Raw genomic sequence first — 25,955 nt, 5'->3', positions numbered from 1 at the left:
ATATTGGCAACGAAAGCCTATATATTTTGGTCCAAATTGATCAAATCTGCCTTAATTAATTCATTAATTGCCTCAATAAGGGCAATTTTTACATGTGCTCTGTGAGTACCTCCTTGAACAAAAAGATTGTAAGGCGGTTTCACTGGAGCATCAGCGGAGAATTCACTAGTACTACCTTCAACAAAAGTGCCTCCCGACATTATTAAATTATTTTCGTAACCTGGCATTTCTCCTGGAACTGGGTCCAAGAAAGAGTCAACCGGAGATGATTTCTGAAAAGCGCGGCATACCAATTTCAATGCTTTATCTGAACCTAACTGAACTGCCTGTATCACATCACCTCTGGCTTCTGATATTCCAGGCATTACCTCAAAACCTATTTTATTAAAAACTGCTGCTACTAAATCCGAACCAATAAGAGCCTCAGAAACCATTTGAGGTGCAAGAAAAATACCTTGCAATATGAGTCTATTCATATTGAATGTTATGCCACCATTTGAACCTATTCCAGGAGCCGTTAACCTACAGCAGGCCTGTTCTACTAAATTCGATCTACCTGCAACATAACCTCCTGTGATAGGCAATGTACCTCCTGGATTTTTAATTAAAGAGCCAGCAATTAAATCAGCTCCGACAGAACAAGGTTCTCTACTCTCTATAAATTCTCCATAACAATTATCAACAAAACAAATACAATCAGGTTGTTTTTCATGCACTAAAGTACAGATCTCTTTTATGTCAGATATGGATAATGATTTTCTCCATGAATAACCACAACTTCTCTGAATAAATATCATATGTCGTCTCTTATTAAGTGCTTTTTCTAGTAAGGCTAAATCTACTGAAAATCTATCTAAAACTGAAATTTGATCATAAGATATACCGAAATCAATTAATGAACCCTGTCTAGAACCCCTTGTTCCTATTACTTCTTGCAAGGTTTCGTAAGGCTCACCTGTAACTGATAAGATATTATCTCCGGGACGCAAAACTCCAAACAAAGCGCTGGTTATTGCATGAGTACCACTAACAAATTGTGACCTAACAGCTGCTTTATCTGCATCAAAAATGTCAGCAAAAATATCATCTATAACATCTCTACCAATATCATTATGACCATAGCCTGAACTTGATGAAAAATGTTGAGAAGAAAGACGCCTTTTTGCAAATGCATTCAAAACTTTTTGCAAAAGAGGTAAAACCTCATCAGTCCGTTTTTGTATAGCTTGTGCTAGCTCAACCTCTGTTTCAAAGACTATTTTTTTTGCCCAACTTTTAGAATTCGAACAATTGAGATGTGAATTAAGAATTTCGTTCAAGTTAAATATCTGATTGAGATTTGTTCAACTGTAGATTTTTGGCTCTCTTTCTTAGATCTTCAAGAAAGTGATCAGGTCCTCTTTGAAGTGAGCCTTCAAGAGAGCAATTAGTTGCGTATAAATCTAAAAGTTCTCCATCAAGTTCCTCAGCAGTGTAATCCCTAATACCTGCCATAACCTCCGCAAAACGCTCTCTCCTACTTAACTTACTAACTGGATAAGCGCTCATTATCTTTTTCCTGCAATTTCTCCATGATCTTCCTCCAGATAATTGGTCTGAAAGAGCAGCGCTCAACATCACAGCCTCGTCTTCTTCTATAAACCAATCGAAGGATGAGGGTAATGGAGCAAGCCCCAAAAATATCTCAAATAAATCTCCCGCCCCCAAAGGTTCATTATTATTACCCTTGATAGGTACAGCAGAATCACAAAGTACTTTCAATAGCTCTGGATGCTGATCACCTAACTTTTCCTTGATTGAGTCAATTCCTTGATCAAGAACTTGATTAGCTTGAGCCAGAGCTAAAAAAACCTCTGGACCTGGTGAGGATAACTTCCCATTTCTGATGTTAGATATTTGTGAATTATGGACCTTTCCAAGTTCCAAAGACTCTACCAATGCTGGTAATACCTTATGCGACCAACCATTTCGCTCATGCCAAACATGAACTAAGTGAGCCATTGCTCTTCTTCCTTCAGCAAGTCGATCGCGAAAACTTTTAGTCACAAGATAAGCTGGCAGATCGATAAAAATTATCGATATGGATCGTTATCAGTTATTATAAACATTATGTATACGGATCACTAATGGTTTCCAGTGTGATCGAAGCGACTGCTCCATTGAGAAAGCCAGTGGCTGCAGATAAAGCAGTAGCAGCTTCAGAAAAACTTCAGATGCCCTTAAAAGCAACTGTCCTAAAGCCAGAGCGACTACATCGTCGTTGGGGAACAGTTATTTTTATGGCCACCATTCATGCACTTACATTGTATGCGTTGCTTCCTAAATTCTGGAGTTTCCAGGCTTTTTCAGCTTTTTTAATTCTTTATTGGATTACTGCCTGTCTTGGAGTAACACTTGGTTATCACAGACTTTTGTCACATAGATCTTTCCAATTACCCAAATGGCTAGAAAGATTTTTCGCAACTTGTGGTGCTTTAAGTTGTCAACATGGTCCAATTGATTGGGTAGGCCTCCACAGGCATCATCATACTTTTTCTGACACTGAGCCGGACCATCATGACAGCAATAAAGGATTTTGGTGGAGCCATATGGGCTGGATGTTTGAGCATGTTCCTGCAATGGATACAGTTCCTAGACTGGCAGGAGATTTGATAAAGGATCCCTACTACCGATGGCTTAATAAATATTTTTTAGCGCTTCAATTACCTTTGGGTCTTCTACTTTTTTGGATTGGAGAAGCAACTTCAGTGGGGGGATGGTCAATGGTGCTTTGGGGAATACCACTAAGATTAGTATTTGTTTACCACATAACTTGGTTAGTCAATTCCGCAACTCATTGTTGGGGTTCAGTTGAATACGATAGCGGTGATAATTCAAAAAATAATGGTTGGGTTGCCGCTCTGACATTTGGTGAAGGTTGGCATAACAACCATCATGCTTTTCCAAATTCAGCAAGGCATGGTCTAAAAAAACACCAAATTGATTTGACTTGGCAACATATTCGAATCCTCAATGCTATAGGATTGGCTCGAAAGATAAGGTTACCTATTTCTTCTTAATGTATTGAATAATGAACCGAATCAATACTGACACCTATTAAAAACCATGGCAAAAAGAGTAAAAGTTGTACTCAACGAAGACATCACCAACCTTGGGAAAGATGGTGATCTCATAGAAGTAGCACCTGGTTACGCAAGAAATTATCTTCTACCATTTCAAAAAGCTGTTGTAGTAACACCAGCTGTTCTCAAACAGGTAGAACATAGACGAGCTAAACAACAAAAACTTGAAGCCGAGAAAAAACAAGCTGCTTTGGATTTCAAAACCGCCTTAGTAACAATCGGACGATTTACAGTCAAAAAACAGGTTGGAGAAGATGGAGCCCTTTTTGGAACTGTAACTAATGGTGATATAGCTGAGTCAATCAAAGAAGCTACAAAAAAAGAGATAGACAGAAGGGATATATCCGTACCAGAAATTGATGGTATTGGTAAATACAAGGTACAAATTAAACTTCATTCAGAAGTGAATGCAGAGATCAACCTTGAAGTTATTAGTTACTAATACTTGCACCTTTAAAAATACTGACCAGAGTGTAAATCTAATTAATTCAAAAGGGTTTCATAAATGTTGACCCCAAAGCTTGAAAATACCAATGAAAACACTGATAGGAAAAAACCTATTCGAGCGAACAGAAATAAATCTGATGAACCAAATTTCGAAACTCAACCAGACCTAGTACCGCCACAAAATTTAGAAGCCGAAGAAGCAGTCCTTGGAGGCATACTTTTAGATCCTGATGCAATTAGTCGTATTGCAGATTTAATTCAACCAGAAGCTTTTTATCTAAAAGCCCATAGGGAAATATTCAGAACAGCCCTAATGCTGCATAGTCAAGGGAAGCCAACTGATCTAACCGCGATGAGTGCTTGGCTCTCGGATACTGGCTCGCTTGAAAAAATTGGCGGAAACAATCGACTTGTCGAATTAGTTGAGAGAGTCACATCAACTGCATCAATTGAACAAGTTGCACTACTGATTTCCGATAAATTTCTACGCAGACAATTAATCAGCTCAGGCAATGATGTCATCAAACTTGGGTTTGACCAAAGTCTTCCTATGGACGAAGCATTAGACCTAGCTGAACAAAAAATTTTTGCAATCAGTCAAGAAAAACCATCGAAAGGATTAACTCCGACCTCAGAAATATTAACTAGTACATTCAATGAAATTGAAAGCCGTTCTATAGGAACTTCTGTTGCTGGTATACCGGTAAATTTTTATGATCTTGATGCTATGACTCAGGGTTTACAACGAAGTGATCTAATTATTGTTGCTGGAAGACCAGCCATGGGGAAGACATCTATTGTTTTGAATCTAGCAAAAAATGTTGCTCAACTGCACAACTTACCTGTTTGTATTTTCAGCCTTGAAATGAGTAAAGAGCAACTTACTTATAGGCTCTTATCCATGGAAGTAGGCATTGAGAGTGGAAGACTCAGGACCGGTAGGCTTCACCAAGAAGAATGGCCTCTTCTTGGTCAAGGAATTAATACATTGGGACAATTGCCTATGTACATAGATGATAAACCAAATTCTAGTGTTCTTGACATGAGATCTTTATGCCGACGATTGATAGCTGAACAAGGTAAAGAATTAGGTTTAATTGTCATTGACTATCTCCAATTGATGGAGGGAACAACTCCTGACAATAGAGTGCAGGAGCTTTCTCGAATTACACGTGGTCTAAAAGGGATGGCAAGAGAGTTAAAAGTTCCTGTCATAGCACTATCACAATTAAGTAGAGGAGTTGAATCTCGAACAAACAAAAGACCTATGCTCAGTGATCTTCGTGAATCAGGTTCTATTGAACAAGATGCTGATTTAGTGCTAATGATATATAGAGACGAATACTACAATCCAGAAACTACAGATAAAGGTATTACAGAATTAATAGTGACCAAACACAGAAATGGCCCCATAGGAACAGTAAAATTATTATTTGAACCACAATTTACCCGATTTAGAAATCTCGCGGCGTAATTAAACACAATGGAAAGTTACGACTCATCTGGTGAATCTTTTGATGTAGTAGTTGTCGGTGGTGGCCATGCAGGATGTGAAGCTGCAATAGCCTCATCTAGGCTAGGCTTATCCACAGCTTTATTTACACTTAATCTTGATAGAATAGCTTGGCAACCCTGTAATCCCGCTGTTGGAGGGCCTGCAAAAAGTCAATTAGTTCATGAAGTTGATGCACTTGGCGGAGTCATTGGAAAATTAGCTGATCAAACAGCCATTCAAAAAAGAATTCTCAACCTTAGTAGAGGGCCTGCAGTAAGAGCACTAAGAGCTCAAACGGATAAGAAAGAATATTCTCGTAAAATGTTAGAAATTTTGCACGAAACCAAAAATCTCACGTTAAGAGAGGCAATGGTTGTTGACTTAGTGGTAGAGGAATTATCAAATTCTCGGGCGCCGATGGTTACAGAAAAAAGACATGCATCAAAAATTGTCAAAGGCATAAAAACATTTTTTGGCGCAATATATTATGCCAAAGCAGTAATTCTCACAACTGGTACATTTTTAGGTGGCAAAATTTGGGTAGGCAATCAATCAATGTCTGCCGGAAGAGCTGGTGAGCAGGCTTCACAAGGTCTAACAGAGGCACTTCAAGAACTTGGCTTCAAAACTGGTCGTCTTAAAACTGGGACTCCACCAAGAGTAGACAAGAGAAGTATTGATTTATCAATACTTGAAGAGCAACCTAGTAATGCACCTAATCGTTTTTTTTCATTCAATCCCTCCTATTGGATCAAGAAAGAACAGATAAGTTGTTACCTAACTCGGACAACAAAAACAACACATAAACTTATTAGAGATAATTTACATCTAACACCTATATATGGTGGTTTTATTGATAGTAAAGGTCCAAGATACTGCCCTTCAATTGAAGATAAAATTGTACGTTTTGCGGAGAAAGAATCACATCAAATTTTTCTTGAACCCGAGGGATTGGACACTCCAGAAATCTACATACAAGGCTTTTCCACAGGCTTGCCAGAAGGAATTCAACTGAAATTATTAAGGACTCTTCCAGGGCTGGAAAAATGCACGATGCTAAGACCGGCATATGCAGTTGAATACGACTACGTGCTCGCAACACAACTGATGCACTCATTAGAAACAAAAAAAGTTCAAAATCTTTTTTGTGCAGGACAACTCATTGGAACAACTGGGTATGAAGAAGCAGCCGCTCAAGGTCTTGTTGCTGGCGTGAACGCCTCAAGAAAAATCTCTAGCAAAAAATATATTGAATTTCCAAGAGAAGAGAGTTACATAGGGACAATGATTGATGATCTCGTCAGCAGTGATCTACATGAACCATATAGAGTATTAACTAGTCGAAGCGAATACAGACTTATTTTACGAGGAGATAATGCTGATAGAAGACTTACACCTATTGGTTACGAAATCGGATTAATTGAAGAGAAGCAATGGGATGTATTTCAAAATAAACTTTCAGCACTTAACCAAGAAAAGGAAAGATTGGAAACTCAGAGGCTCAAATCAAGTATTCCCAAAGCAAAAATTATTGAAAAAGAAACTAATGCTGCAATAAAAGGATCAATTACTCTTGCTGACTTATTACGAAGGCCTGGCGTTAATTCAGAATACTTAATTAAGCACGATCTAATGAGCAAATCATTACCTTTATCAATAAGAGAGGGCGCAGAAATTGATATCAAATATAGTGGTTATTTAGAAAGACAAAAACTTCAAATCAATCAAATAAAAAAACAAAGTAATCGTGAACTAACAGAGGATATCGACTATCTCACGATTAAAACTCTTTCTCAAGAAGCGCGCGAAAAACTAAATGCGATTAAACCTCGAAGTTTTGGTCACGCTGCAAAAATAGCCGGAGTGAGCAAGGCAGATTTGAGCGCTCTTTTGGTTTGGCTAAAAATAGAAAGCCTCAAAATAGAGAAATACGCGTTAGAACGTTATCAAGACGGTAATAAGAATTCAAAACAATCTGGTCAACTAACAGGAGGTCGCCCTGAGTAATCAACTTTTCGATTCCCCAAAATCTATTTGGGAATGCTCCGTAGAAAAAATCTTACAAACCAATGCGCAACAATTTCTGCCAGGTCCATGGCAATTGATGTTATTGGGGGATGGAAGTCCTACAAGACATCTTCAACTTTTAACGGGAAAGGAGGTAAGTGTAAAAGTTATTGCAATGCAACCAGAAATTGAATTGAGAAAAAATGCACCCCAGGAAATTAATGAATTACAAACACCATTACTCAAAAGACAAGTATGGTTGAAATGCGGTAACGAAACTCTAGCTTGGGCTGAAAGCTGGTGGAATCTCGTTCAAGCTGAGAGACACTTACAAAATAAAAATCAACCAATATGGTTAAGTCTTACAAATGATAGATCTGAGCTTTTCAGACAAGTTGATGGTTTAGCACTTGTTCAAGAAGATTGGCTAGATCAAAAGTTCAGAGAAACAGGACCTTTTTGGAGTCGGCACTATAGATTTTTTCGAAACCAAAAAGAATTAACAGTTATTCGAGAAGTTTTTAGTCCAAAAATTCAAAAATGGCTAGGATCCGTCACAAATAAACCACCATTAATCAAATCCTGAACGCCTTCTACTTGATCTTGGCAAGGGTCTCTGAGCTCTCGAAGTTTGATTTTTTGGTGTTTTAATTAATTTCTCCGTATCCCGAGATTCGACCGAGGATGTTCTTTCCCAACGATTTACTCTGAAAGAATCCTCATCTGGCCAATCATCTTCAAAGTGATTGGATTTGTTTGGAATAGCTGGTCCCAAAGCCTTTGTAGTTCTTAAAGATATAGCTTCAAGAGGTCTTTTTTGGGAGGGATAACCTGAAACGCTGTTTTCATCTTCAAAAGGCTCCATCCAATCTTCCTCATCCTCGAAGAACCAATCAATCTTATCTTCTACCCAACGTCCTAAATTATCAAGTCTTGATGAAACGGGTCTTCCTGATTTTCTTTGGCCTGGGCGATTACCCGAAACACCATCAACCAACTGTCTTCCAGTCTCTACCCATTGATCAACTTTGCGATCAATCAAATCTCTTGAACGCTGTCGATTGGGATTTTTGTGCCGATAAATGCTCATATCTCCATATTAATTATGCTTTTGATTAAGCCAGTATTCTCGTTGTAAACCTATGAAAACAATAAAAAAACCAGAGATCTGAAGAACCAAAAAGAAAGTTTTCATCTTATTGCTCACTCAAAGGTTCATAAGACAAAACGCAGTCAATATTCCATTTTCCACCATAAATATTAGTGCAACAATTTCTGCAAGCAGCCCCTTTAACTAATCGTTTATATGGAGAAGACATCCCACAAATGGGACATATAGCCAACCACTTATAACTTTTTCCTTTTACTGGAAAATTGTGGCGAATAGTTATCTGAAAATCATTTTGTACAGAATTTATTAAATTCATTTTTTTTTGAAAGATTGGACCATGTCCCTCTCTTACCTTGAGAATCAAATCAATCCAGGCATGGATCATTTCATGACAAAGTGTACTCTCAACTGCTGAGATTGGAAGATTACCCAAAACTGGCTTTGACAAAACAATCTGGCATCCTCTGGGCCCGTCAAAATTTGGATTGCGTTGATAGAAACCCGCGGTACTAGTCAATTTTCCATCGCTCCAGCGGGCCGATACTAGAGATTGTTGTTCTCTTACAAGCAATCCTTCAAAAAATCTACGATTGAATTTATGGAAAATTGGCAAAATAGGAATCAATGCCATATGGTTTTTGTCAGGTCACGCTCAATCAATCAGTGACATTCTGACTAAAACTCACCATTAATCCACCCTTTTTCTACAGTTTATAAGTCAGAATTACTAAAAATAGCATTCAGAAAATGGAAGGGACTCTAATTAGAGAAATTGGAACAAAAAGTTTGCTCGCAGGAGCAGGAGCTCTTTTGTTGTTTTGGACTGTTAACGCAATAAAGCTTGTAATAAACGCGAGAGGAATTAATCCATTAGTTAAGCAATTTTTCAATCAAATAGCTTCTGGACGAATCGATGGGGCATATTTGCTGACGACAAAGGCATATCGTCAGCATGTAAACAGGCAAGATTTCATAAAATTCTTAGCGAGTCTTCAACTGAATCGATACCGCAATCTGAAGTCAGGAAGACCACGCATCGAAGATGATCAAATAGTCCTGACTCTTAACCTGAAATCAGAGGATAAAAAAGCTGAATTACCCTTGGACTTCACTTTCGTAAAAGTTGAAAAAAACTGGAAAATTGACAGAATTTCTAAACAAAACAAATAATTTTTATAACGAGCTGAGGACAATTCATTGAACAAAAATATTAGACATCATGCTGCAGAATTAAAAAAAATATTAACCAAAGCTGCACATGCTTATTACGTATTAGATCAACCAATACTTGAAGACGCAATATACGATCAGCTTTACAGAGACCTTATTGAAATTGAAAAAAAAGATCCTAGCTTAATCACATCAGATAGTCCCACTCAGCGAATCGGTGGTGCACCATTAAGTCGTTTTACTAGCGCAAAACACAATATCCCTCTACTAAGTCTAGAAAATGCCTTAAACACAAAAGAACTTGAAGCATGGATATCTAAAACAAAAAAACTAATTAATAAACAGCCTTTAGAATCCGAACAAAAATATGGGATTTCATTTACCTGTGAATTGAAAATAGATGGAAACGCAGTTGCACTAAGCTACAGAAATGGAATTTTAGTGCGAGGTGCCACAAGAGGTGATGGTGAAGAGGGTGAAGACATAACTTCTAATATAAAAACGATAACCTCAATCCCTCTATTACTGAATCTAGATGCCCCCCCTGAATGGGTGGAAGTAAGAGGAGAAGCATTCATATCAAAGGAGAGATTTTCACAAATAAATCATGAACGAAAAAATAATAACGAATCATTATTTGCCAATCCAAGAAATGCATGTGCAGGAACATTAAGGCAGCTTGATCCCAAAAAAGTCGCATCAAGAAAATTAGATTTTTTCGCCTATTCAGTTCATTTACCGAAAAATTATATTCACTCAAAAAACAATTTAGCCCCACCGGATCATCAAGAGGCCGCGCTGTTGTGGCTCAAGACTGCTGGATTTAAGGTCAATCCTCATCATCAACTTATATCCAACACTAATGAAGTGATTGATTACACAAAAAGATGGGAGAGTAGTAGGCATAATTTGCCTTACGAAACAGATGGAGTAGTCGTTAAAGTTAATGAGTTCAATTTACAAAGCAAACTAGGATCCACCAATAGGGCACCTAAATGGTCAATTGCATTTAAATATCCCCCTGAAGAAGTATCAACTAAACTAATAAAATTAACATGTCAAGTGGGCCGAACGGGTGTTATCACCCCCGTTGCGGAGTTTGAACCAGTAAACCTCGCAAAAACAATTGTCAGTCGTGCAACCCTACATAATGCAAAAAGGCTTAAAACTTTAAATTTACATAAAGGTGACACAATCATAGTTAGAAAAGCTGGCGAAATAATTCCTGAAGTAGTCAAAGTAATCAATGAGCTAAGGCTCTTAAATGCAGAACCCGTAGAACTTCCTGACGAATGTCCTATTTGCAAATCGCAACTTATAAGTGAATTGAATGCAGCTGCAACACGTTGCATTAACAATAGTTGTCCAGCCATAGCACAAGGGAATATCCGTCACTGGGTAAGTAAAGGGGCTATGAATATAGAGGGTTTAGGTTCAAAATTGATCGAGCAATTGGTATCAAGAAATATAGTTTTTTCAATTGCAGATCTATACAAGCTTAATTTAGATTCATTAGAAAGCCTAGATAGATTAGGGCCAAAGTCCGCAACAAAACTTTTAAATGCTATTGAAAATTCCTTAGATAAACCATGGCATAAACAACTTTATGGCCTAGGTATTCAACACATTGGAGAAAGTAATGCAAAAACCATAGCAAAACGATTTAGGAGTCACACTGAATTATCAAATACCGCAAAGATTTCTCCTGAGAATTTCAAAGATACATTTGGTATTGGTGATGAAATAGCATTATCATTAAAAAACTGGTTTACAAATGACAAAAATCTAAAATTACTCGAGTCCTTAAAAGAAGCTGGCTTATCTTTGGAATATAAAGAACTGGACAAAACTTTTAACAAAGATAAGAAATTAGTAAATAAAATATTTGTTCTAACTGGGAAATTACCGTCACTCGAAAGAAATGACGCAAAGAATCTCATAGAAAGTTATGGAGGAAAAGTAACTTCCTCTATTAGTTCAAAGACTACTTTTCTCGTTGCTGGTGAAAATAGTGGCAACAAATTAGATAAAGCGAAAAAACTTGGTGTGAAAATTATTTATGAAGATGATTTGATAAATCTATTATCATAAAAATACTTACAAAATTTTTTGAAATGGATCAACCAAAGATTTTTAAATTTATTAAGACAGAATGTGGTCAAGCAAAATACCTAGAATTATCATCCAAAAAAGGTTTTTTTCACACTTTAAGACTATATTGGTTTATTATCTTCGCTTCAATTAAAGATTTTGGAGAAAACTAAATCAATCAATTGAAGAATCAATATCCTTGAATGATCTTTGTGCCGCTTGTGAAATAATCCAAACAATTAAAAATGTAGCAATCAAACCTAAAATACTCAAAAATAGAGAATCAGATGTACTCTTGTTGTTTAATAATTCACTAAACCCAGAAATCTGACTAGCAAATGAACCTAATTTACAATATAAAAAAGTGCCTGGAATGATAGCTAGCAAACCAAATGAAAAATCCTTAATAGTTACCTCACTAAGGCCGTATAAAAGATTAAGAATACTAAAAGGGAAAAGAGGCGAAAGTCTTGATAATACAATCAATTTAATCCCTTCCTTTGTGATTAAATTCTTTAACTTATTTAACTTTGGATAATTAGAAACCCTTTTTTGAGCGCGTTCTTGAAAAAACACTCTGGTCATAAAAAATGTAGCCTCGGCACCAAGAAAAGCACCGATAAAAACCAACATAGAGCCCAGAAATGGGCCATACAAAAAGCCCCCAAGCATTGTCAACCAAGAAGCTGGCAAAAGAAAAGCCACCCATATTCCATAACAAATCACAAAACTGACAGCACCTGCAGGCGTCAATAAAAAGGCTTGAGAATTTTCAATTAAAAAAACCAAATCAATCATTTATAAACTATCAATTAATTCAAGTTAGCAAGGCGATTGCGTACTAGCTCCGCTTGAGTAGTTGCTTCTTTTAATTTACTTTTACATTCAAGCACAACATTCTCTGGAGCTTTCTCAATAAAATTTTTGTTTGATAATCTTTTATTGAGACTACATTTTTCTTCTTCTGCTTTTAATAGGTCTTTTTTAAGACGATTAGTAAGAGCACTTAAATCTAAACCAGCAATAGGAAGCAAGACCTGCAAATCTCCATCAACTCCTGCAAGTGTTTTCATATTGGGTTTTTGGGAAAACTGATCAGGCGTTAAAACTTCAACTGATTGGGCACGAGTAAGAGACTTTATTTCTGGAGCACACTTTTTAAGAATTGCTTGTAAGGGCTCCTTTGAAGTAACGAATATAATCGGAACATTTTGAGCGGGTTTTAAACCTGCCTCAACACGGAGATTACGTACAATTTTCACAGCTAAAAATAATTGTGCAAAAGAGAGCTCCAAACTCTCATCAAGATAATCATCCTGCAAGGTTGGCCAAGTCTGTTGAGCGAGCAATTGTTGATCAGTGCCACTAGTAATTCCATGCCAAAGTTCTTCAGTCAAATGAGGCATCAAAGGATGCAACATAACTAAAAGATCTCTCAAAACCTTTAGAAGAACTTTCTGAGCATTTTTTTTATCAGAAACACTATCGGTATTACCTTGATCTTTAGAAGCCAAGCGGAGCTTAATAAACTCTAAATACCAATCACACAAATCATTCCAAGCAAATTCATATAAGCCTTTTGCCGCTTCACCTAAGCCATATTGATTAAAACGTTTTGAGATCTCACTATTTAATCGGGTTAAACGAGATAAAATCCATAAATCAGATAATCTTAAAGTTGATTTATCAATATCATCAATATCATTAATTATTAAATCCGGGTCAATATTCATTAATGTGAATCTGGTCGCATTCCAAAGCTTGTTCGCAAAATTTCTAGAGGCTTCAACAGTAGCTGATGTATCAGATTGTCTATCATAATCTAGTCGTATATCTTGCCCTGCTCCTGCGACTTCTCTTATTAGTGCAAATCTCAATGCATCAGCACCATATCTATCAATCAGCAAAAGTGGATCAATGCCGTTACCAGAACTTTTACTCATTTTTTTATTATTTTCATCTCTTACAAGACCATGAATATAGACATCTCTAAAAGGCATTTTATTTGTGAAAAAACTAGCCATCATAGTCATTCGAGCTACCCAGAAAAAAATTATATCGAAGCCGGTGACTAATGTTGAAGTGGGATACCAACGATGCAGATCATCACTACTATTATCCGGCCAGCCTAAAGTTGAAAAAGGCCACAGTCCACTAGAAAACCATGTATCTAAAACATCTTCGTCTCGCTCAAGCCTAGTATCTGCTCCATATTTTTGACATGCGAGTTTATATGCCTCTTCTTCTGAATTAGCAACAACATAAGGAGTGCTATCAATTAATTTATCTTGGGTTTCACTAATAACAAACCATGCTGGAATTTGATGGCCCCACCATAATTGTCTACTAATACACCAGTCCCTAATATTTTCTAGCCAATCAAGATATACCTTTCCCCAGCGCTCCGGGATAAACCTAGGCTCTCCCTCTACAAAATTTTCTTTACACTTAGTAGCCATTATTTCCATCCGGACAAACCACTGTGTAGATAAAAGAGGCTCTACTGGTACTTTTCCTCTATCTGAGTATGGAACGCTGTGCTTATAGGGTTCAGTTTTTACCAACAGTTTTTTCTCAGAGAGTGCCTTAATCACTGCACGACGGGCTTCGAAGCGATCTAATCCTTCAAACTCACCAGCACAAGAGTTCATAACACCTTTTTTATTCATTACCGTTATTAATGGCAAATTATGCCTCTGACCTATTGCAAAATCATTTGGATCATGTGCAGGAGTGACTTTTACACAACCGGTTCCAAAATTCTTATCAACATGTTGATCTGCAATAATTGGAATAGACCTATTTACAAAAGGCACTTGTACTTGCTTGCCAATAAGATCTTTATATCTATCATCAGTTGGATTTACGGCTACGGCTACATCACCTAGTAAGGTTTCGGGCCGGGTTGTTGCAACCTCAACAAATAATTGTTTTATATCATCAGAAGAATTTATAAGTGGATATCGAAAATGCCAAAGTGATCCATCAACCTCTTTCATCTCAACCTCAAGATCACTGACCGCAGATCCTGATTCAGGGCACCAATTTACTAAATATTCTCCTCTGTATATCAATCCTTCATCGTGAAGTTTTACGAAAGCCTCAGTAACAGCTTTACTAAGTTTTTCATCAAGTGTAAATCTCTCGCGTTCCCAATCCACAGAATATCCCAAACGCTTCAATTGTGAAATTATATGGCCACCACTTTTTTCTTTCCAATTCCATGCCATTTCAAGAAAAGACTTTCTACCAAGATCATCTTTACTTTTACCTTTAGCCTTAAGTTGTTTTTCGAGAATGGTTTGAACGGCGATTGAAGCATGGTCAGTACCTGGCAAACAAAGAACGTTCTTTCCTTTTAACCGATGAAATCGAACAACAGCATCAATAATAGCCGTGTTGAATGCATGCCCCATATGCAAACTACCTGTCACATTAGGAGGAGGTATCACAATGCAGAAGGGTTCGCCTGGATCGCTTGAATTTGGGTGGAATACACCATTTTGTTCCCAAGCTTTCTGCCACCTAATTTCTGTCCCTTGTGGGTCATAAATCTTTGGCAGTCTCTCAACTGAATCGATTAAGTTTTTATTAAAAGACTGTTCAGTCACAAGTTTTTTTGGATGAATTAGGTGAGCTGATTGATAAGACTAGGAAGCAAGGCCGTTTCTAGACAACTTTTTGGCTATTTCCATGGAATTGTAATTACCCCTTGATTTTCCGACCAAGTGGTTTGATCTTTATTTACCAGTTTAATTAGACCAAGTTCGACCAATGAAAAATTTACGGAATCAAAAGATATATGACTTTCTGAAGAGGAAGGATATATCAAAACCGAAGCTTCCGCAGGGTCACCCATCACACACAAAGAATCAAAATTTCTCTCAAAAAAAAGGCGTCTCATCCGATAAGTTAGTGGAGCTCCCAGTGCATCAGCAAATAACTCAAGACTCTGTTTATCCCCGCTCAAGCCGCAATTCAGAGCCAACCAAATTAAAAACTTTACCCAACTGTCAACTGTCCAAACAGGTTCAAATGTTTCTCTATTATTACGAACTAACTCACCTAATGCGAAATCAAAAGCTTTTGCTTGAATAGCCGTTTCCTGAGTTTTCATCGTAATTGGTATTTTCCCTCTTAGAGTCATAGCCAAATAGTGCGAGTTACGTAACTAAAATGACCATGGATTTAAACAACACTGAACTCGAATTTTCAGATTTAGTTTTTGCTTACCAAAGCTGGGTCATGGCTGTTATTAATGATGAAAAATCGGAAAGTCAAGAAAAATTTGTGACTGAAGAAGTCATAGATGACGCGATGACTTCAATGCGATTTCTTCCAGCAGAGGTTGTCAATGCGATAGAAACAACTCTTGCGAGAGTGTATGCAATTGATTCAGAGGAACTATCAAATCTCTTATTCCCTGAGGATTAATTTCCTCAAAATTTTTTATTTCAAAAATCTAAATCCACTACCGCATGCGCAGCCTTCTGCATTCTCAGGACTACTGATTAAGAATCCACCACCACTTAGATCCCCAAAATAATTTAGTTTCAGACCAGCTAAGATAGGTAAATGGTCTTCACTGGCAAATAAGGTAACTCCTTCACAACGTGCAACTGGCAAACCATCATTTGATCCTGGAACTAACTTGATATGAAGCCAACCCTCTAAACATTTATCGCTCTCAAGAGAAATACTCATATGACCAGGAGTACCAGCAAATGCAGATTGCCTCACCAGTTCTGCGGCTGCAGAGGGGGTGATACACAATTGAGGAATATTTTTTTTGAACACTTAAAGCAAAAACTAATTAATGGGCGATCCAGGGTTCGAACCAGGGACATCCTGCTTGTAAGGCAGGCGCTCTACCGCTGAGCTAATCGCCCTTGATAAAGCTGCATAATGCAACTGATCAAATACTAATCCATTCTGATAGCAATGGCCTCAGGTAAAGAACATGATTTTTCAATACAAGTATTAACAGTACCATTAGGCGTGATTTGTTTTATTGTTTTTGATTTAAGGAGTGCTATTTCGCTTGGCTTGGCCTTTCTTATAGGTGGTTTGTGGTTGTCTCCAGATCTAGATGTAATTTCTAAGCCAGCAAAGAGATGGGGTCTATTAGGAATTCTTTGGTTTCCATATCGTAAATTGATTCCGCATAGATCTTGGATATCACATGCTCCAATTATTGGTACTTTAATAAGATTAGTTTATCTATGTACATTATTAACTTTAATAATTCAGTTTTTCCCGCAACAAATTATTGGAATTCATTTGAGAATAAACATAAAAGAAGTACTAGAATTGAAAGATTTATATTATAAAGATGCTATTTTTTGCCTTGCAGGACTGGAAATGAGTGCATTAGTTCACATAATTTTAGATAAATTTCCTGTTTTCAAAAAAAGATGAGCAAATTAGAATAAACCGCATCAAGCAAATATAAACACATCTATGACTTTCACTAATCTTGTTGAAACAATTTCTAAATTGAGGCATCCAGATGATGGATGTCCCTGGAATATCGATCAAACTCATGAATCTCTTATACCCTATTTAGTAGAAGAAACTTATGAAGTTATAGATTCTATTCGTAAAAAGAATGACAAAGAAATCATTGAAGAACTTGGAGATTTATTACTACAAATACTACTGCACTCTCAAATAGCAAAAGAAAAAAATCGATTTTCTATTGATGATGTTATTAATTCATTAATAGAAAAAATAATAAGAAGGAATCCACATGTCTTTTTGGATAAAAAGATAAAAATAAGTTCTAAAAATAAAGAGGGATGGGAAAAGATAAAATCTCTTGAGCGGCCTTTGAGCAGCCAAAGAAGTCCGATAAGTAATCTGCTAAGACGAAAAATTCGTCCTCAGCCAGCTCAGAGTGCTACTCAAATTATTTCAAAAAAAGTAGCCGAAGAAGGATTTAAATGGGAAAGTGTTGATGATATATGGTTTAAATTGAATGAAGAAATTGTAGAATTTAAAGATGCAGTAAATAAAAATAATACTATTAATATGGAAGAGGAATTTGGTGACATGATTTTTACCCTCATTAATATTGCACAGTGGTATGAACTTAATCCAGAGGAATGCCTTAATAAAACTAACGAAAAATTTCTTTCAAGATTTAGTTTGCTTGAAGACTATCTTCAAAATAAAATACATGAAGCTAATCATAATGAAATTTTGGAAGCATGGAAAAAGGCAAAATCTAATTTCATTAATAATGATTTAGATTAGAAACTGTAATTAATAAAATTATGAAAAAATATTTTGATGAATTTCATAAAAACCAGAGATATGGGATTGAAGGTAAATTGCTAATAAGTGTTAAAAGTGAAATCCAAGAAATTTCCATAATTGAAACCACCAATTATGGCAGAGGTTTAATGCTTGATCACTGCTGGATGGTAACAGAATCCTCAGATAAATACTATCATGAAGCATTAGTACATCCTGCTTTGACAGGAGCTAAAAATATAGAGAAAATATTAATTATTGGGGGTGGAGATGGCTGTTCAGCAAGAGAATGCCTTAAATATAAAGAGGTTACTAAAATTGAATTAGTTGAGATTGATGAAAAGGTAATTTCTCTCTCTAAGAAATATTTACCTTATGTTAACGATAAAACATGGAAAGATAGAAGATTGGAAATAAAAATTGCTGATGGTACAGATTGGGTATCGAAATCTATTCCTAATAATTATGATGTAATAATAATTGATGGCTCCGATCCAAAAGGCCCAGCTGAAGGTTTATTCAACAGAAAATTTTTTAATGACTGTAAAATTGCTCTTAAAAATGAAGGGGTACTTGCTGTTCAAACTGAATCCCCTGAGGCATTCAGAGAATGTCACATAAATACTCTGAAAATAATAAGAAGTATTTTTAAATTTTCCAACACGTTGTATGGGTCAGTTCCAATCTATCCAAGTGGGTTGTGGAGTTGGACATTTGCTAGCCAAAACTCTCCAAGTTACATGTATCCTAAATCAAAAAGAAGTCATAAAATTATAGATAACTGCCAAATATGGAGTCCAAGATGGCAGATAGGTTCATTTAATACCATGCCTAATTTTGTAGAAAGAGCTCTAAAAAAATGAAAAAGATTGACAAAAAGAATGCATTAATTTTTGATTCTGATGGTCCTATTTTTATGGGAGCAAGTCGTGAGATTGAAAATTCAAAAATATGTATTTTTGGTGTTCCATATGATGGAACTACATCTTATAAACCTGGTTCTCGTTTTGGCCCAAACGCAATAAGAGAAGTAAGTAAATCACTCGAAACATATTGTCCTCAATTGAAAATCGACCTTGAAAGTATCAAGTTCTCCGATTTGGGTAATATCGAAATTTCTCACGGAGCACCCGAGCCGGTAATCAAGCTTGTAAAAGAAGCAACAAGTAAAATTGAGGGATTTGGATGCAAGCCTCTTTTACTTGGGGGAGAACATTCAGTTAGTTCCGGAGCAGTGGATGCAATCTCAAAAAAATTTAATGATCTAGTAATCATTCATATTGATGCACATGCTGATCTTCGAGATGAATGGATGGGCTCAAAACACAATCATGCTTGTGCAATGAGGAGATGTTTGGATGTTTTACCAAGTAAAAAGATCATTCACTTTGGGATAAGAAGCGGAACTAAGAAAGAATTTGACGAACTTGAACTTAGTAATAATTTTGTTTCATATCAAACAGATATTGCAATTGAAAAAATATATGAAGCTCTAAATCCTTTACGAAAAAAACCTATTTATATTTCTTTTGATCTCGACTGGTTTGATCCGAGCATTCTCTCTGCCACTGGTACACCTGAGCCCGGAGGTTATCAATGGAATGATTTTGCTGTTCTAATTGATATTTTTAAAGAATTTTATATTGTGGGAGCAGACATAGTAGAACTATCACCTCAAAATGACAATACAGGCGTTAGTAATATTTTAGCGGCGAAGGTTACTAGGAGTATATTAATGCTTTTAAGCCTATCAAACTAAATAAAAATCGAATAATATTTTTTAATTTAATGCGAATAGTTAATTACTATTCGGAATTAATAAGGCAACCTTCAAATTCTAATTGACGTTCATAAGTAATATTTTCTTCTGAATGTTTGATAGAGGTCTCAATGGATGCTTGAGTCCAATGATGACAAAAGACCAACGAAGCAATCTTGGAATGTACCCTGATTTTTCTTAAACGACACCACAACCCAGCCGAGGAGAATGAATCGACACAGTGCTGACATGACTTACAACATTCAATATTCGCCATAATTTCCTTGCTCAGAATCATAGGTTAGTAAAACTTTTCAATTCAAGCCACAAGAAATTCGATTATTGTTTGTTGAAGAATCAACCATTTGCTCACGACCGTATTAATTTACATGTCACTCAAGAAAACCCCTCTTAATGAAAGTTGTTTAAAAATCGGCTGTCGAATGGCTCCTTTTGCTGGATGGGAAATGCCAATCCAATACACAAGTTTAATTAATGAGCACCTTGCGGTCAGAAAATCAGCAGGAGTTTTTGACATATCCCATATGGGAGTTTTTTTTATAAAAGGATTTGGTGCAAAAGATAGCCTTCAAAAATTAGTACCAACCGATCTTTATCGAATTGGGCTTGGTGAGGCTTGTTATTCAGTTCTTCTTAATGAAAACGCGGGGATAATTGATGATTTAATTATTTATGACATGGGCAAAACGAATACTAATGAGGAAAAATTACTAATAATAATAAATGCAAATTGCACAGATAAAGATATTCTTTGGATAACAAATAATATGAAAAATCAATCAATTACAATAGAGGATTACAAAAAAGATGGCGTATTAATAGCATTACAAGGAAAAGAATCTTCAAAATTATTGAAGAACATACTAGGTATCTCTGTTGATAAGATCCCTAAATTTGGTCATAGAACTATAAATCTTTCTAATAATAAGCAAAAAGAAGAAAATGAGAATATATTCATAGCAAGAACTGGTTATACCGGCGAAGATGGTTTTGAAATTCTCGCTAACCCCATAAAAGGTAAAGAAATTTGGTCTGAGTTGATTAATGCAGGAGTAACACCATGTGGCCTTGGTGCAAGAGATACCCTAAGACAAGAGGCAGCTATGCATCTTTACGGCAATGAGATGAATACAGACGTAACACCCCTGGAAGCAGGCTTAGGATGGTTAGTTCACTTGGAAAACAGAAAAGAATTTATAGGAAGAGAAGCATTAGAAAATCAAGTCAAAGAGGGTGTTTCGAAAAAATTAGTTGGAATAAAATTATCTAAGCGTGCCATTGCTAGAAAAGGATACAAAGTCTTCAATGGAGATAGGCATATTGGAGAAATTACAAGTGGGACTTGGTCACCTTCTCTTCAAGAAGCAATTGCGATGGCATATGTGCCGACTGAGTTGTCCTCAGTTGGCACTAATATTCAAGTTGAAATAAGAGGTAAAATGCATCAAGCAACTGTCGTAAAAAAACCTTTTTATAAAATTGGAAAATGATCGTAAGGTTATTAAAAAAAAATAAGTGACCCCAGTATGGGAAACTCATAAATTATATGAAAAATTAAAAATGCGCAGCAACAGCTGTGGAGAACTTAATGATCAACTCATAGGGGCCTCTGTGGAACTATGTGGATGGGTAGACCGTTCAAGAGATCATGGTGGTGTTATTTTTATCGACCTTAGAGATAGCACTGGCACAGTACAAGTGACTGTCGATCCCGATAAGGGTAAAGAAATATTTGAGACAGCAGAGAATCTCAGGAATGAAACTGTCTTAAAAATAGAAGGTCTTATTCAACTTAGACCTAAAGAATCAATAAATGCAAAATTAAAAACTGGAAAAATAGAAGTCGTAGCAAGAAACATTTTAATTTTAAATAAAGTAAAAGAAATTCTTCCTTTTTCAGTCTCTGTACATGAAGATGAGCAAATTAAAGAAGAACTTAGACTGAAACATAGATACTTAGATATTCGCAGAGAGCGAATGAATAACAATTTACGTCTTCGTCATAATGTTGTAAAAGAAATAAGATTCTATCTTGAAGAGAAAGGTTTTATTGAAGTAGAAACGCCTATATTAACTAAATCAACACCTGAAGGTGCAAGAGATTACCTCGTCCCTTCAAGAGTTTGCGAAGGGAATTGGTTTGCACTTCCACAATCTCCACAACTTTTCAAACAGCTTTTAATGGTCGGTGGATTAGAAAAGTACTATCAAATCGCAAGATGTTTTAGAGATGAAGATTTAAGGGCAGATAGACAGCCAGAATTCACTCAAATAGATATAGAAATGAGTTTCATGTCAGAAGATCAAATAATTGAAATCAATGAAAAGTTAATTGCATCCATTTGGAAAAAAATAAAAAATATAGATCTTAAGCTTCCATTCCCTAAAATTACTTGGCATGAAGCAATGGATCGATTTGGAACAGATAGACCAGATATAAGATTTGATATGGAACTAAATAATGTTAATTCAATATTTGCAAACTCTTCGTTCAAGGTTTTTTCTAATGCTATTTCCTCAGGAGGGTCTGTTAAATGTATCAAGGTTCCATCAGGCAATACCTCAATAAGTAATGTTCGAATCAAGCCTGGCGGAGATATTTTCAGCGAAGCTCAAAAGGCTGGAGCAGGAGGACTTGCTTTTATAAGAGTCAGAGATGAAGGAACAATAGATTCAATTGGTGCGATTAAAGATAACCTTAGTAACGAAAAAAAAGCTGAATTACTAAAAAAAACAAAAGCAGCCCCAGGCGATTTAATACTTTTTGGAGCAGGTAAAACTGAAATAGTCAATAAAACCCTTGACAGAGTTAGACAATATCTAGCCAAAGAGCTAAATATGCTTCCCAAGGAAGGTAGCGATAATTTCTACAATTTTTTGTGGGTAGTAGATTTCCCTATGTTCGAATTCAATGAAGAAGAACATAGACTTGAAGCGATACATCACCCTTTTTGCTCACCAAAACCAGAAGATTTAGGGAACAACAGAAGTGAATGGCTGAATAAATTACCAACTTCAAGAGCCCAAGCTTACGATTTAGTCCTCAATGGACTGGAAATTGGGGGAGGATCATTGAGAATTCACGATCATGAACTACAACAAAAAGTTTTATCTGCTATTGGACTTTCAAAAGAACAAATAAAAAGTCAATTTGGTTTTCTTTTAAATGCTCTTCAAACAGGAGCACCTCCTCACGGCGGTCTGGCATTTGGTCTCGATAGACTCGTAATGCTCCTGGCAGGTGAGGAATCCATCAGAGAGACAATTGCATTCCCTAAAACTCAACAAGCTCGGTGCCTCATGACAGAAGCTCCTTCAGCTGTATCAAATAATCAGCTTGATGAATTATCAATTAAGTCAACAATTGAGGAAAAAATCAACTGAAATGAAATCTAATTCCTCAAAAAAACATGTAGCTTTCTTCACGAAGCGAAAGTTCGAGGTAATTTAAAGAGTAGCAAAAAAATAAATGGCAAAATTTGTATTCGTCACTGGTGGAGTTGTTTCCAGCATCGGGAAAGGGATTGTTGCAGCCAGTCTTGGAAGACTTTTGAAATCCAGAGGTTATAGCGTTTCAATTCTGAAATTAGATCCATATTTAAATGTTGACCCAGGCACAATGAGCCCTTTTCAGCATGGTGAAGTTTTTGTCACCGAGGATGGAGCAGAAACTGATTTAGATCTAGGACATTATGAAAGATTCACAGATACTGCTATGACTAGATTAAATAGTGTCACCACAGGCTCTATTTATCAATCTGTTATCAACAAGGAAAGACGTGGAGATTACAATGGAGGGACAGTTCAAGTTATTCCCCACATAACTGGAGAAATAAGGGAAAGAATTAAAAGAGTTGCCGCTAATAGTGCTGCAGATGTTGTGATCACAGAAATTGGCGGTACTGTCGGCGATATTGAATCCTTGCCATTTCTCGAGGCCATAAGGGAATTCAAAGGAGATGTGGGAAGAGATGATATTGCATATATACATGTCACCTTACTCCCATTCATTGGAACTTCAGGCGAGTTAAAAACCAAACCCACTCAACACTCAGTGAAAGAACTTCGATCAATTGGTATTCAACCAGATTTATTAGTTTGCCGAAGCGATAGATCGATAAATGACGAGCTAAAAAGAAAAATCAGTGGTTTTTGTGGAGTTAACCAACAGGCTGTAATACAGTCTCTTGATGCAGATAGTATTTACTCTGTTCCACTTGCTTTAAAAAAAGAAGGCCTGTGTAGAGAAGTCCTCGATGTTCTCAATTTAACGGATCACGAATGTGAGCTACAAGAATGGGAAGAACTTGTCCATAAATTGAGGCATCCAGGACCATCGGTAAAAGTTGCACTTGTTGGGAAATATGTTCAACTAAATGATGCCTATCTTTCAGTAGTCGAGGCTCTTAAACATGCTTGTATAGCTCAAGATGCTTCATTAGAATTACAGTGGGTTTCTGCTGAAAAGATCGAGACTGAAGGACCAAATGAGCTCCTCAAAGGAGTGGATGCACTTGTTGTGCCAGGTGGATTTGGGAATAGGGGTGTAGATGGAAAAATTGCTGCAATACAATGGGCAAGAAAACAACGTGTACCATTTCTTGGATTATGCCTTGGAATGCAATGTGCTGTTATCGAATGGGCTCGAAATATAGCTAATTTAGAGAATGCGTCTAGTTCAGAATTAGACCCATCCAGTACTGATGCTGTAATTCACCTACTTCCAGAACAGCAGGACGTAGTCGACCTGGGCGGAACAATGAGGCTAGGTGTTTACCCATGCAGATTACAACAAGGGACTCTTAGTCAAAATCTTTATGACGAAGAAGTTGTTTACGAGCGTCACCGCCATAGATATGAATTTAATAATTCTTACCGTAATCTTTTTATTGAATCAGGTTATGTCATAAGTGGATCATCTCCTGACGGGAGATTAGTTGAAGTAATTGAATTAAAAGATCATCCTTATTTTATTGCCTGCCAATATCACCCTGAGTTTCTATCCAGACCAGGAAAACCTCACCCTTTATTTAAGGGTCTCATTGCAGCAGCACAGCTACGTCTCCCTACTTCACCTAAAGAAGCAATTCAGCAATCATCTAAATTGATAGATAAAAAAAATTATCAGAACTCCTAATGGAGTACTATCTTCCGCTGGTTGAAACTTTTCATTCCTTACAGGGAGAAGGTGCCCATACTGGCAAAAGTGCGTACTTCATTAGAACTGCTGGTTGTAAGGTAGGCTGCAAGTGGTGCGATACAAAAGAATCTTGGGTTGAAGGAAACCACCAAAAACAAACAATCCAAAAAGTCATCCTTGGCATATCAGAAGCTATTAGTAATGGAGCTGGTTTTGTGGTTATTACTGGCGGAGAGCCTCTTCATCATGATTTAAATCCTCTATGTAATGCCATTCGAGAGTTTCTGTCTATTCCTATTCATCTTGAAACGAGTGGTGTGAATCAGCTAAGTGGAAATCCCGATTGGATTACATTATCTCCAAAAAGACATCTACCTCCAAATTTGCAAATACTAAAATCATGTCAAGAAATAAAATTTATAATTCAAGAAAAGGAAGATATATTTTTCGCTAAAAAATTAGCCGCTCAGGCGCAAAAAATTAATAATAAAAAACCCTTTCTGTTTATGCAGCCTGGCTGGGATAATGAAGAAGGCAAAAAACTTGTTGTTGAATTTATTTCAAAAAATCCAGAATGGAGAATGAGTGTTCAAACACATAAGTGGCTAAATATTAATTAAAGATGGAAAATCTTTCTAAATATAATTTTCCCTATCAATATTTACATCAATTAAATGGTTAAAAATATTTCAGTGGCTTTGATTTCAGGAGGAATTGATTCTGCGACTGCTGCCGCTTTGTCAATAGAAAGTGGATACAGTGTTATCGGTCTATCATTCGATTATGGGCAACGGCATAAAAAAGAGTTGAATGCTGCTCTCACAATCGGTAAACATTTAAAATTGAAAGAACATAAAATTCTCTCAATTGATCTATCTGCCTGGGGTGGATCGTCTTTAACCGACATTAATCAAATAATACCTACTAATGGAGTACAACCAGGGATCATACCAAGTACTTATGTCCCTGGGCGAAATACAATATTCATCGCAGTTGCTCTAAGCCTGGCCGAGGCAAGGGATGCTAATCAAATCGTTTTAGGAATTAATGCAATGGACTACTCTGGTTATCCAGATTGTAGACCGGATTATTTAGAGGCCTATCAAAAACTTGCTAATTTATCTAACAAAGTAGGACGTGAAAAAAAACCCATAAAACTCTGGGCTCCACTTATAAAAATGAATAAAGTAAATATCTTTCAAGAGGCAATCAGGTTAAAGATACCAATCGAAGCTACATGGAGTTGTTATACATCAAATTCGAAAGCATGTGGAAAATGTGATAGCTGTCGTATAAGAATTAAAGCTCTAGAGAAATTAGGAATATATTCATAGGAA

The 25,955-nt window shown here is 36.5% G+C and carries 25 protein-coding genes and 1 tRNA gene; 17 read left to right on the top strand and 9 right to left on the bottom strand.

What is annotated here, in order from left to right; all coding sequences use genetic code 11:
• Window positions 1-17: 17 nt before the first annotated feature.
• Both AC6EJA_RS06765 and AC6EJA_RS06760 read right to left on the bottom strand, forming a co-directional pair.
• Window positions 18-1,319, bottom strand: coding sequence for a methionine gamma-lyase family protein (locus AC6EJA_RS06765; protein WP_498501905.1), 1,302 nt, complete (start codon window positions 1,317-1,319; stop codon window positions 18-20).
• A gap of 1 nt (window position 1,320) precedes the next feature.
• The gene (locus AC6EJA_RS06760; RefSeq protein ID WP_498501904.1) at window positions 1,321-2,046 is read right to left on the bottom strand and encodes a DUF8644 domain-containing protein; all 726 of its coding nucleotides are present in this window, start codon (window positions 2,044-2,046) and stop codon (window positions 1,321-1,323) included.
• 80 nt (window positions 2,047-2,126) lie between these two features.
• On the opposite strand from AC6EJA_RS06760, the gene AC6EJA_RS06755 reads away from it, so the two are divergent.
• From AC6EJA_RS06755 to AC6EJA_RS06735, 5 genes are all read left to right on the top strand, one after another.
• Window positions 2,127-3,059 (top strand): acyl-CoA desaturase, encoded by a 933-nt coding sequence (locus tag AC6EJA_RS06755; protein ID WP_498501903.1) that lies wholly within the window; start codon window positions 2,127-2,129, stop codon window positions 3,057-3,059.
• A gap of 46 nt (window positions 3,060-3,105) precedes the next feature.
• A complete protein-coding gene (gene rplI / locus AC6EJA_RS06750) occupies window positions 3,106-3,564 on the top strand; it encodes a 50S ribosomal protein L9 (protein ID WP_498501902.1) in 459 nt (152 codons plus the stop codon).
• A 63-nt stretch (window positions 3,565-3,627) separates the two neighbouring features.
• A complete protein-coding gene (gene dnaB / locus AC6EJA_RS06745) occupies window positions 3,628-5,043 on the top strand; it encodes a replicative DNA helicase (protein ID WP_498501901.1) in 1,416 nt (471 codons plus the stop codon).
• Between the two features lie 9 nt (window positions 5,044-5,052).
• Window positions 5,053-7,071 carry a tRNA uridine-5-carboxymethylaminomethyl(34) synthesis enzyme MnmG gene (gene mnmG / locus AC6EJA_RS06740; RefSeq protein WP_498501900.1) on the top strand — a complete coding sequence of 673 codons (2,019 nt, stop codon included), beginning with the start codon at window positions 5,053-5,055 and terminating at the stop codon, window positions 7,069-7,071.
• 25 nt (window positions 7,072-7,096) lie between these two features.
• Window positions 7,097-7,657: a chorismate lyase gene (locus AC6EJA_RS06735; protein WP_498503568.1), complete on the top strand. Its 561-nt coding sequence runs from the start codon at window positions 7,097-7,099 to the stop codon at window positions 7,655-7,657.
• On the opposite strand, the gene AC6EJA_RS06730 is transcribed toward AC6EJA_RS06735, so the two are convergent.
• Window positions 7,643-8,161, bottom strand: coding sequence for an RNA helicase (locus AC6EJA_RS06730; protein ID WP_498501899.1), 519 nt, complete (start codon window positions 8,159-8,161; stop codon window positions 7,643-7,645). The two genes, AC6EJA_RS06735 and AC6EJA_RS06730, sit on opposite strands and share 15 nt — an antisense overlap.
• A gap of 106 nt (window positions 8,162-8,267) precedes the next feature.
• Window positions 8,268-8,813 carry a SprT family zinc-dependent metalloprotease gene (locus AC6EJA_RS06725; protein WP_498501898.1) on the bottom strand — a complete coding sequence of 182 codons (546 nt, stop codon included), beginning with the start codon at window positions 8,811-8,813 and terminating at the stop codon, window positions 8,268-8,270.
• 116 nt (window positions 8,814-8,929) lie between these two features.
• Here AC6EJA_RS06725 and AC6EJA_RS06720 point away from each other — a divergent pair, with 116 nt between their 5' ends.
• Window positions 8,930-9,352: a hypothetical protein gene (locus tag AC6EJA_RS06720; protein WP_498501897.1), complete on the top strand. Its 423-nt coding sequence runs from the start codon at window positions 8,930-8,932 to the stop codon at window positions 9,350-9,352.
• A 27-nt stretch (window positions 9,353-9,379) separates the two neighbouring features.
• On the top strand, window positions 9,380-11,443 hold the full coding sequence (ligA, locus tag AC6EJA_RS06715; protein WP_498501896.1) for an NAD-dependent DNA ligase LigA: 2,064 nt from the start codon (window positions 9,380-9,382) through the stop codon (window positions 11,441-11,443).
• Between the two features lie 174 nt (window positions 11,444-11,617).
• On the opposite strand, the gene AC6EJA_RS06710 is transcribed toward ligA, so the two are convergent.
• The 3 genes from AC6EJA_RS06710 to AC6EJA_RS06700 form a co-directional block, all read right to left on the bottom strand.
• Window positions 11,618-12,241 (bottom strand): TVP38/TMEM64 family protein, encoded by a 624-nt coding sequence (locus tag AC6EJA_RS06710; protein WP_498501895.1) that lies wholly within the window; start codon window positions 12,239-12,241, stop codon window positions 11,618-11,620.
• 14 nt (window positions 12,242-12,255) lie between these two features.
• Window positions 12,256-15,054, bottom strand: a complete 2,799-nt coding sequence (locus tag AC6EJA_RS06705) for a valine--tRNA ligase (protein ID WP_498501894.1) — start codon at window positions 15,052-15,054, stop codon at window positions 12,256-12,258.
• A 74-nt stretch (window positions 15,055-15,128) separates the two neighbouring features.
• The gene (locus AC6EJA_RS06700; RefSeq protein WP_498501893.1) at window positions 15,129-15,560 is read right to left on the bottom strand and encodes a protein phosphatase; all 432 of its coding nucleotides are present in this window, start codon (window positions 15,558-15,560) and stop codon (window positions 15,129-15,131) included.
• Window positions 15,561-15,619: 59 nt separating this feature from the next.
• Here AC6EJA_RS06700 and AC6EJA_RS06695 point away from each other — a divergent pair, with 59 nt between their 5' ends.
• A complete protein-coding gene (locus AC6EJA_RS06695; RefSeq protein WP_498501892.1) occupies window positions 15,620-15,877 on the top strand; it encodes a hypothetical protein in 258 nt (85 codons plus the stop codon).
• Window positions 15,878-15,892: 15 nt separating this feature from the next.
• Here the strand turns inward: AC6EJA_RS06695 and AC6EJA_RS06690 are convergent, their stop codons facing one another.
• Together AC6EJA_RS06690 and AC6EJA_RS06685 are read right to left on the bottom strand one after the other, a co-directional pair.
• On the bottom strand, window positions 15,893-16,240 hold the full coding sequence (locus AC6EJA_RS06690; protein WP_498501891.1) for an AIR synthase: 348 nt from the start codon (window positions 16,238-16,240) through the stop codon (window positions 15,893-15,895).
• Window positions 16,241-16,260: 20 nt separating this feature from the next.
• Window positions 16,261-16,332, bottom strand: a tRNA-Val gene (locus tag AC6EJA_RS06685).
• Between the two features lie 52 nt (window positions 16,333-16,384).
• Here AC6EJA_RS06685 and AC6EJA_RS06680 point away from each other — a divergent pair.
• The 9 genes from AC6EJA_RS06680 (at window position 16,385) to queC (ending at window position 25,952) form a co-directional block, all read left to right on the top strand.
• A complete protein-coding gene (locus AC6EJA_RS06680) occupies window positions 16,385-16,861 on the top strand; it encodes a metal-binding protein (RefSeq protein WP_498501890.1) in 477 nt (158 codons plus the stop codon).
• A gap of 42 nt (window positions 16,862-16,903) precedes the next feature.
• Window positions 16,904-17,698, top strand: a complete 795-nt coding sequence (gene mazG / locus AC6EJA_RS06675) for a nucleoside triphosphate pyrophosphohydrolase (protein WP_498501889.1) — start codon at window positions 16,904-16,906, stop codon at window positions 17,696-17,698.
• A gap of 20 nt (window positions 17,699-17,718) precedes the next feature.
• Entirely contained in the window at window positions 17,719-18,561 is an 843-nt protein-coding gene (speE, locus tag AC6EJA_RS06670) for a polyamine aminopropyltransferase (RefSeq protein ID WP_498501888.1), read from the top strand.
• Window positions 18,558-19,457 carry an agmatinase gene (speB, locus tag AC6EJA_RS06665; protein WP_498501887.1) on the top strand — a complete coding sequence of 300 codons (900 nt, stop codon included), beginning with the start codon at window positions 18,558-18,560 and terminating at the stop codon, window positions 19,455-19,457. Before speE ends, speB begins: the two co-directional genes overlap by 4 nt.
• Before the next feature lie 389 nt (window positions 19,458-19,846).
• Window positions 19,847-20,968, top strand: coding sequence for a glycine cleavage system aminomethyltransferase GcvT (gene gcvT, locus AC6EJA_RS06660; protein ID WP_498501886.1), 1,122 nt, complete (start codon window positions 19,847-19,849; stop codon window positions 20,966-20,968).
• Window positions 20,969-21,038: 70 nt separating this feature from the next.
• Complete coding sequence (gene aspS / locus AC6EJA_RS06655) at window positions 21,039-22,862, top strand: aspartate--tRNA ligase (RefSeq protein ID WP_498501885.1); 1,824 nt, start codon at window positions 21,039-21,041, stop codon at window positions 22,860-22,862.
• 85 nt (window positions 22,863-22,947) lie between these two features.
• Window positions 22,948-24,615 (top strand): CTP synthase, encoded by a 1,668-nt coding sequence (gene pyrG / locus AC6EJA_RS06650; protein ID WP_498501884.1) that lies wholly within the window; start codon window positions 22,948-22,950, stop codon window positions 24,613-24,615.
• Window positions 24,615-25,238 (top strand): 7-carboxy-7-deazaguanine synthase QueE, encoded by a 624-nt coding sequence (locus tag AC6EJA_RS06645; RefSeq protein WP_498501883.1) that lies wholly within the window; start codon window positions 24,615-24,617, stop codon window positions 25,236-25,238. The genes pyrG and AC6EJA_RS06645 overlap by 1 nt, the downstream gene beginning before the upstream one ends.
• A 54-nt stretch (window positions 25,239-25,292) precedes the next feature.
• Window positions 25,293-25,952 (top strand): 7-cyano-7-deazaguanine synthase QueC, encoded by a 660-nt coding sequence (gene queC / locus AC6EJA_RS06640; protein ID WP_498501882.1) that lies wholly within the window; start codon window positions 25,293-25,295, stop codon window positions 25,950-25,952.
• The last annotated feature ends 3 nt before the right edge of the window (window positions 25,953-25,955 follow it).

It is taken from the genome of Prochlorococcus sp. MIT2309 (genome assembly GCF_059772305.1).
Note: the sequence above shows the minus strand (reverse complement) of the source record. Positions and strands in the feature narration are given on the sequence as shown.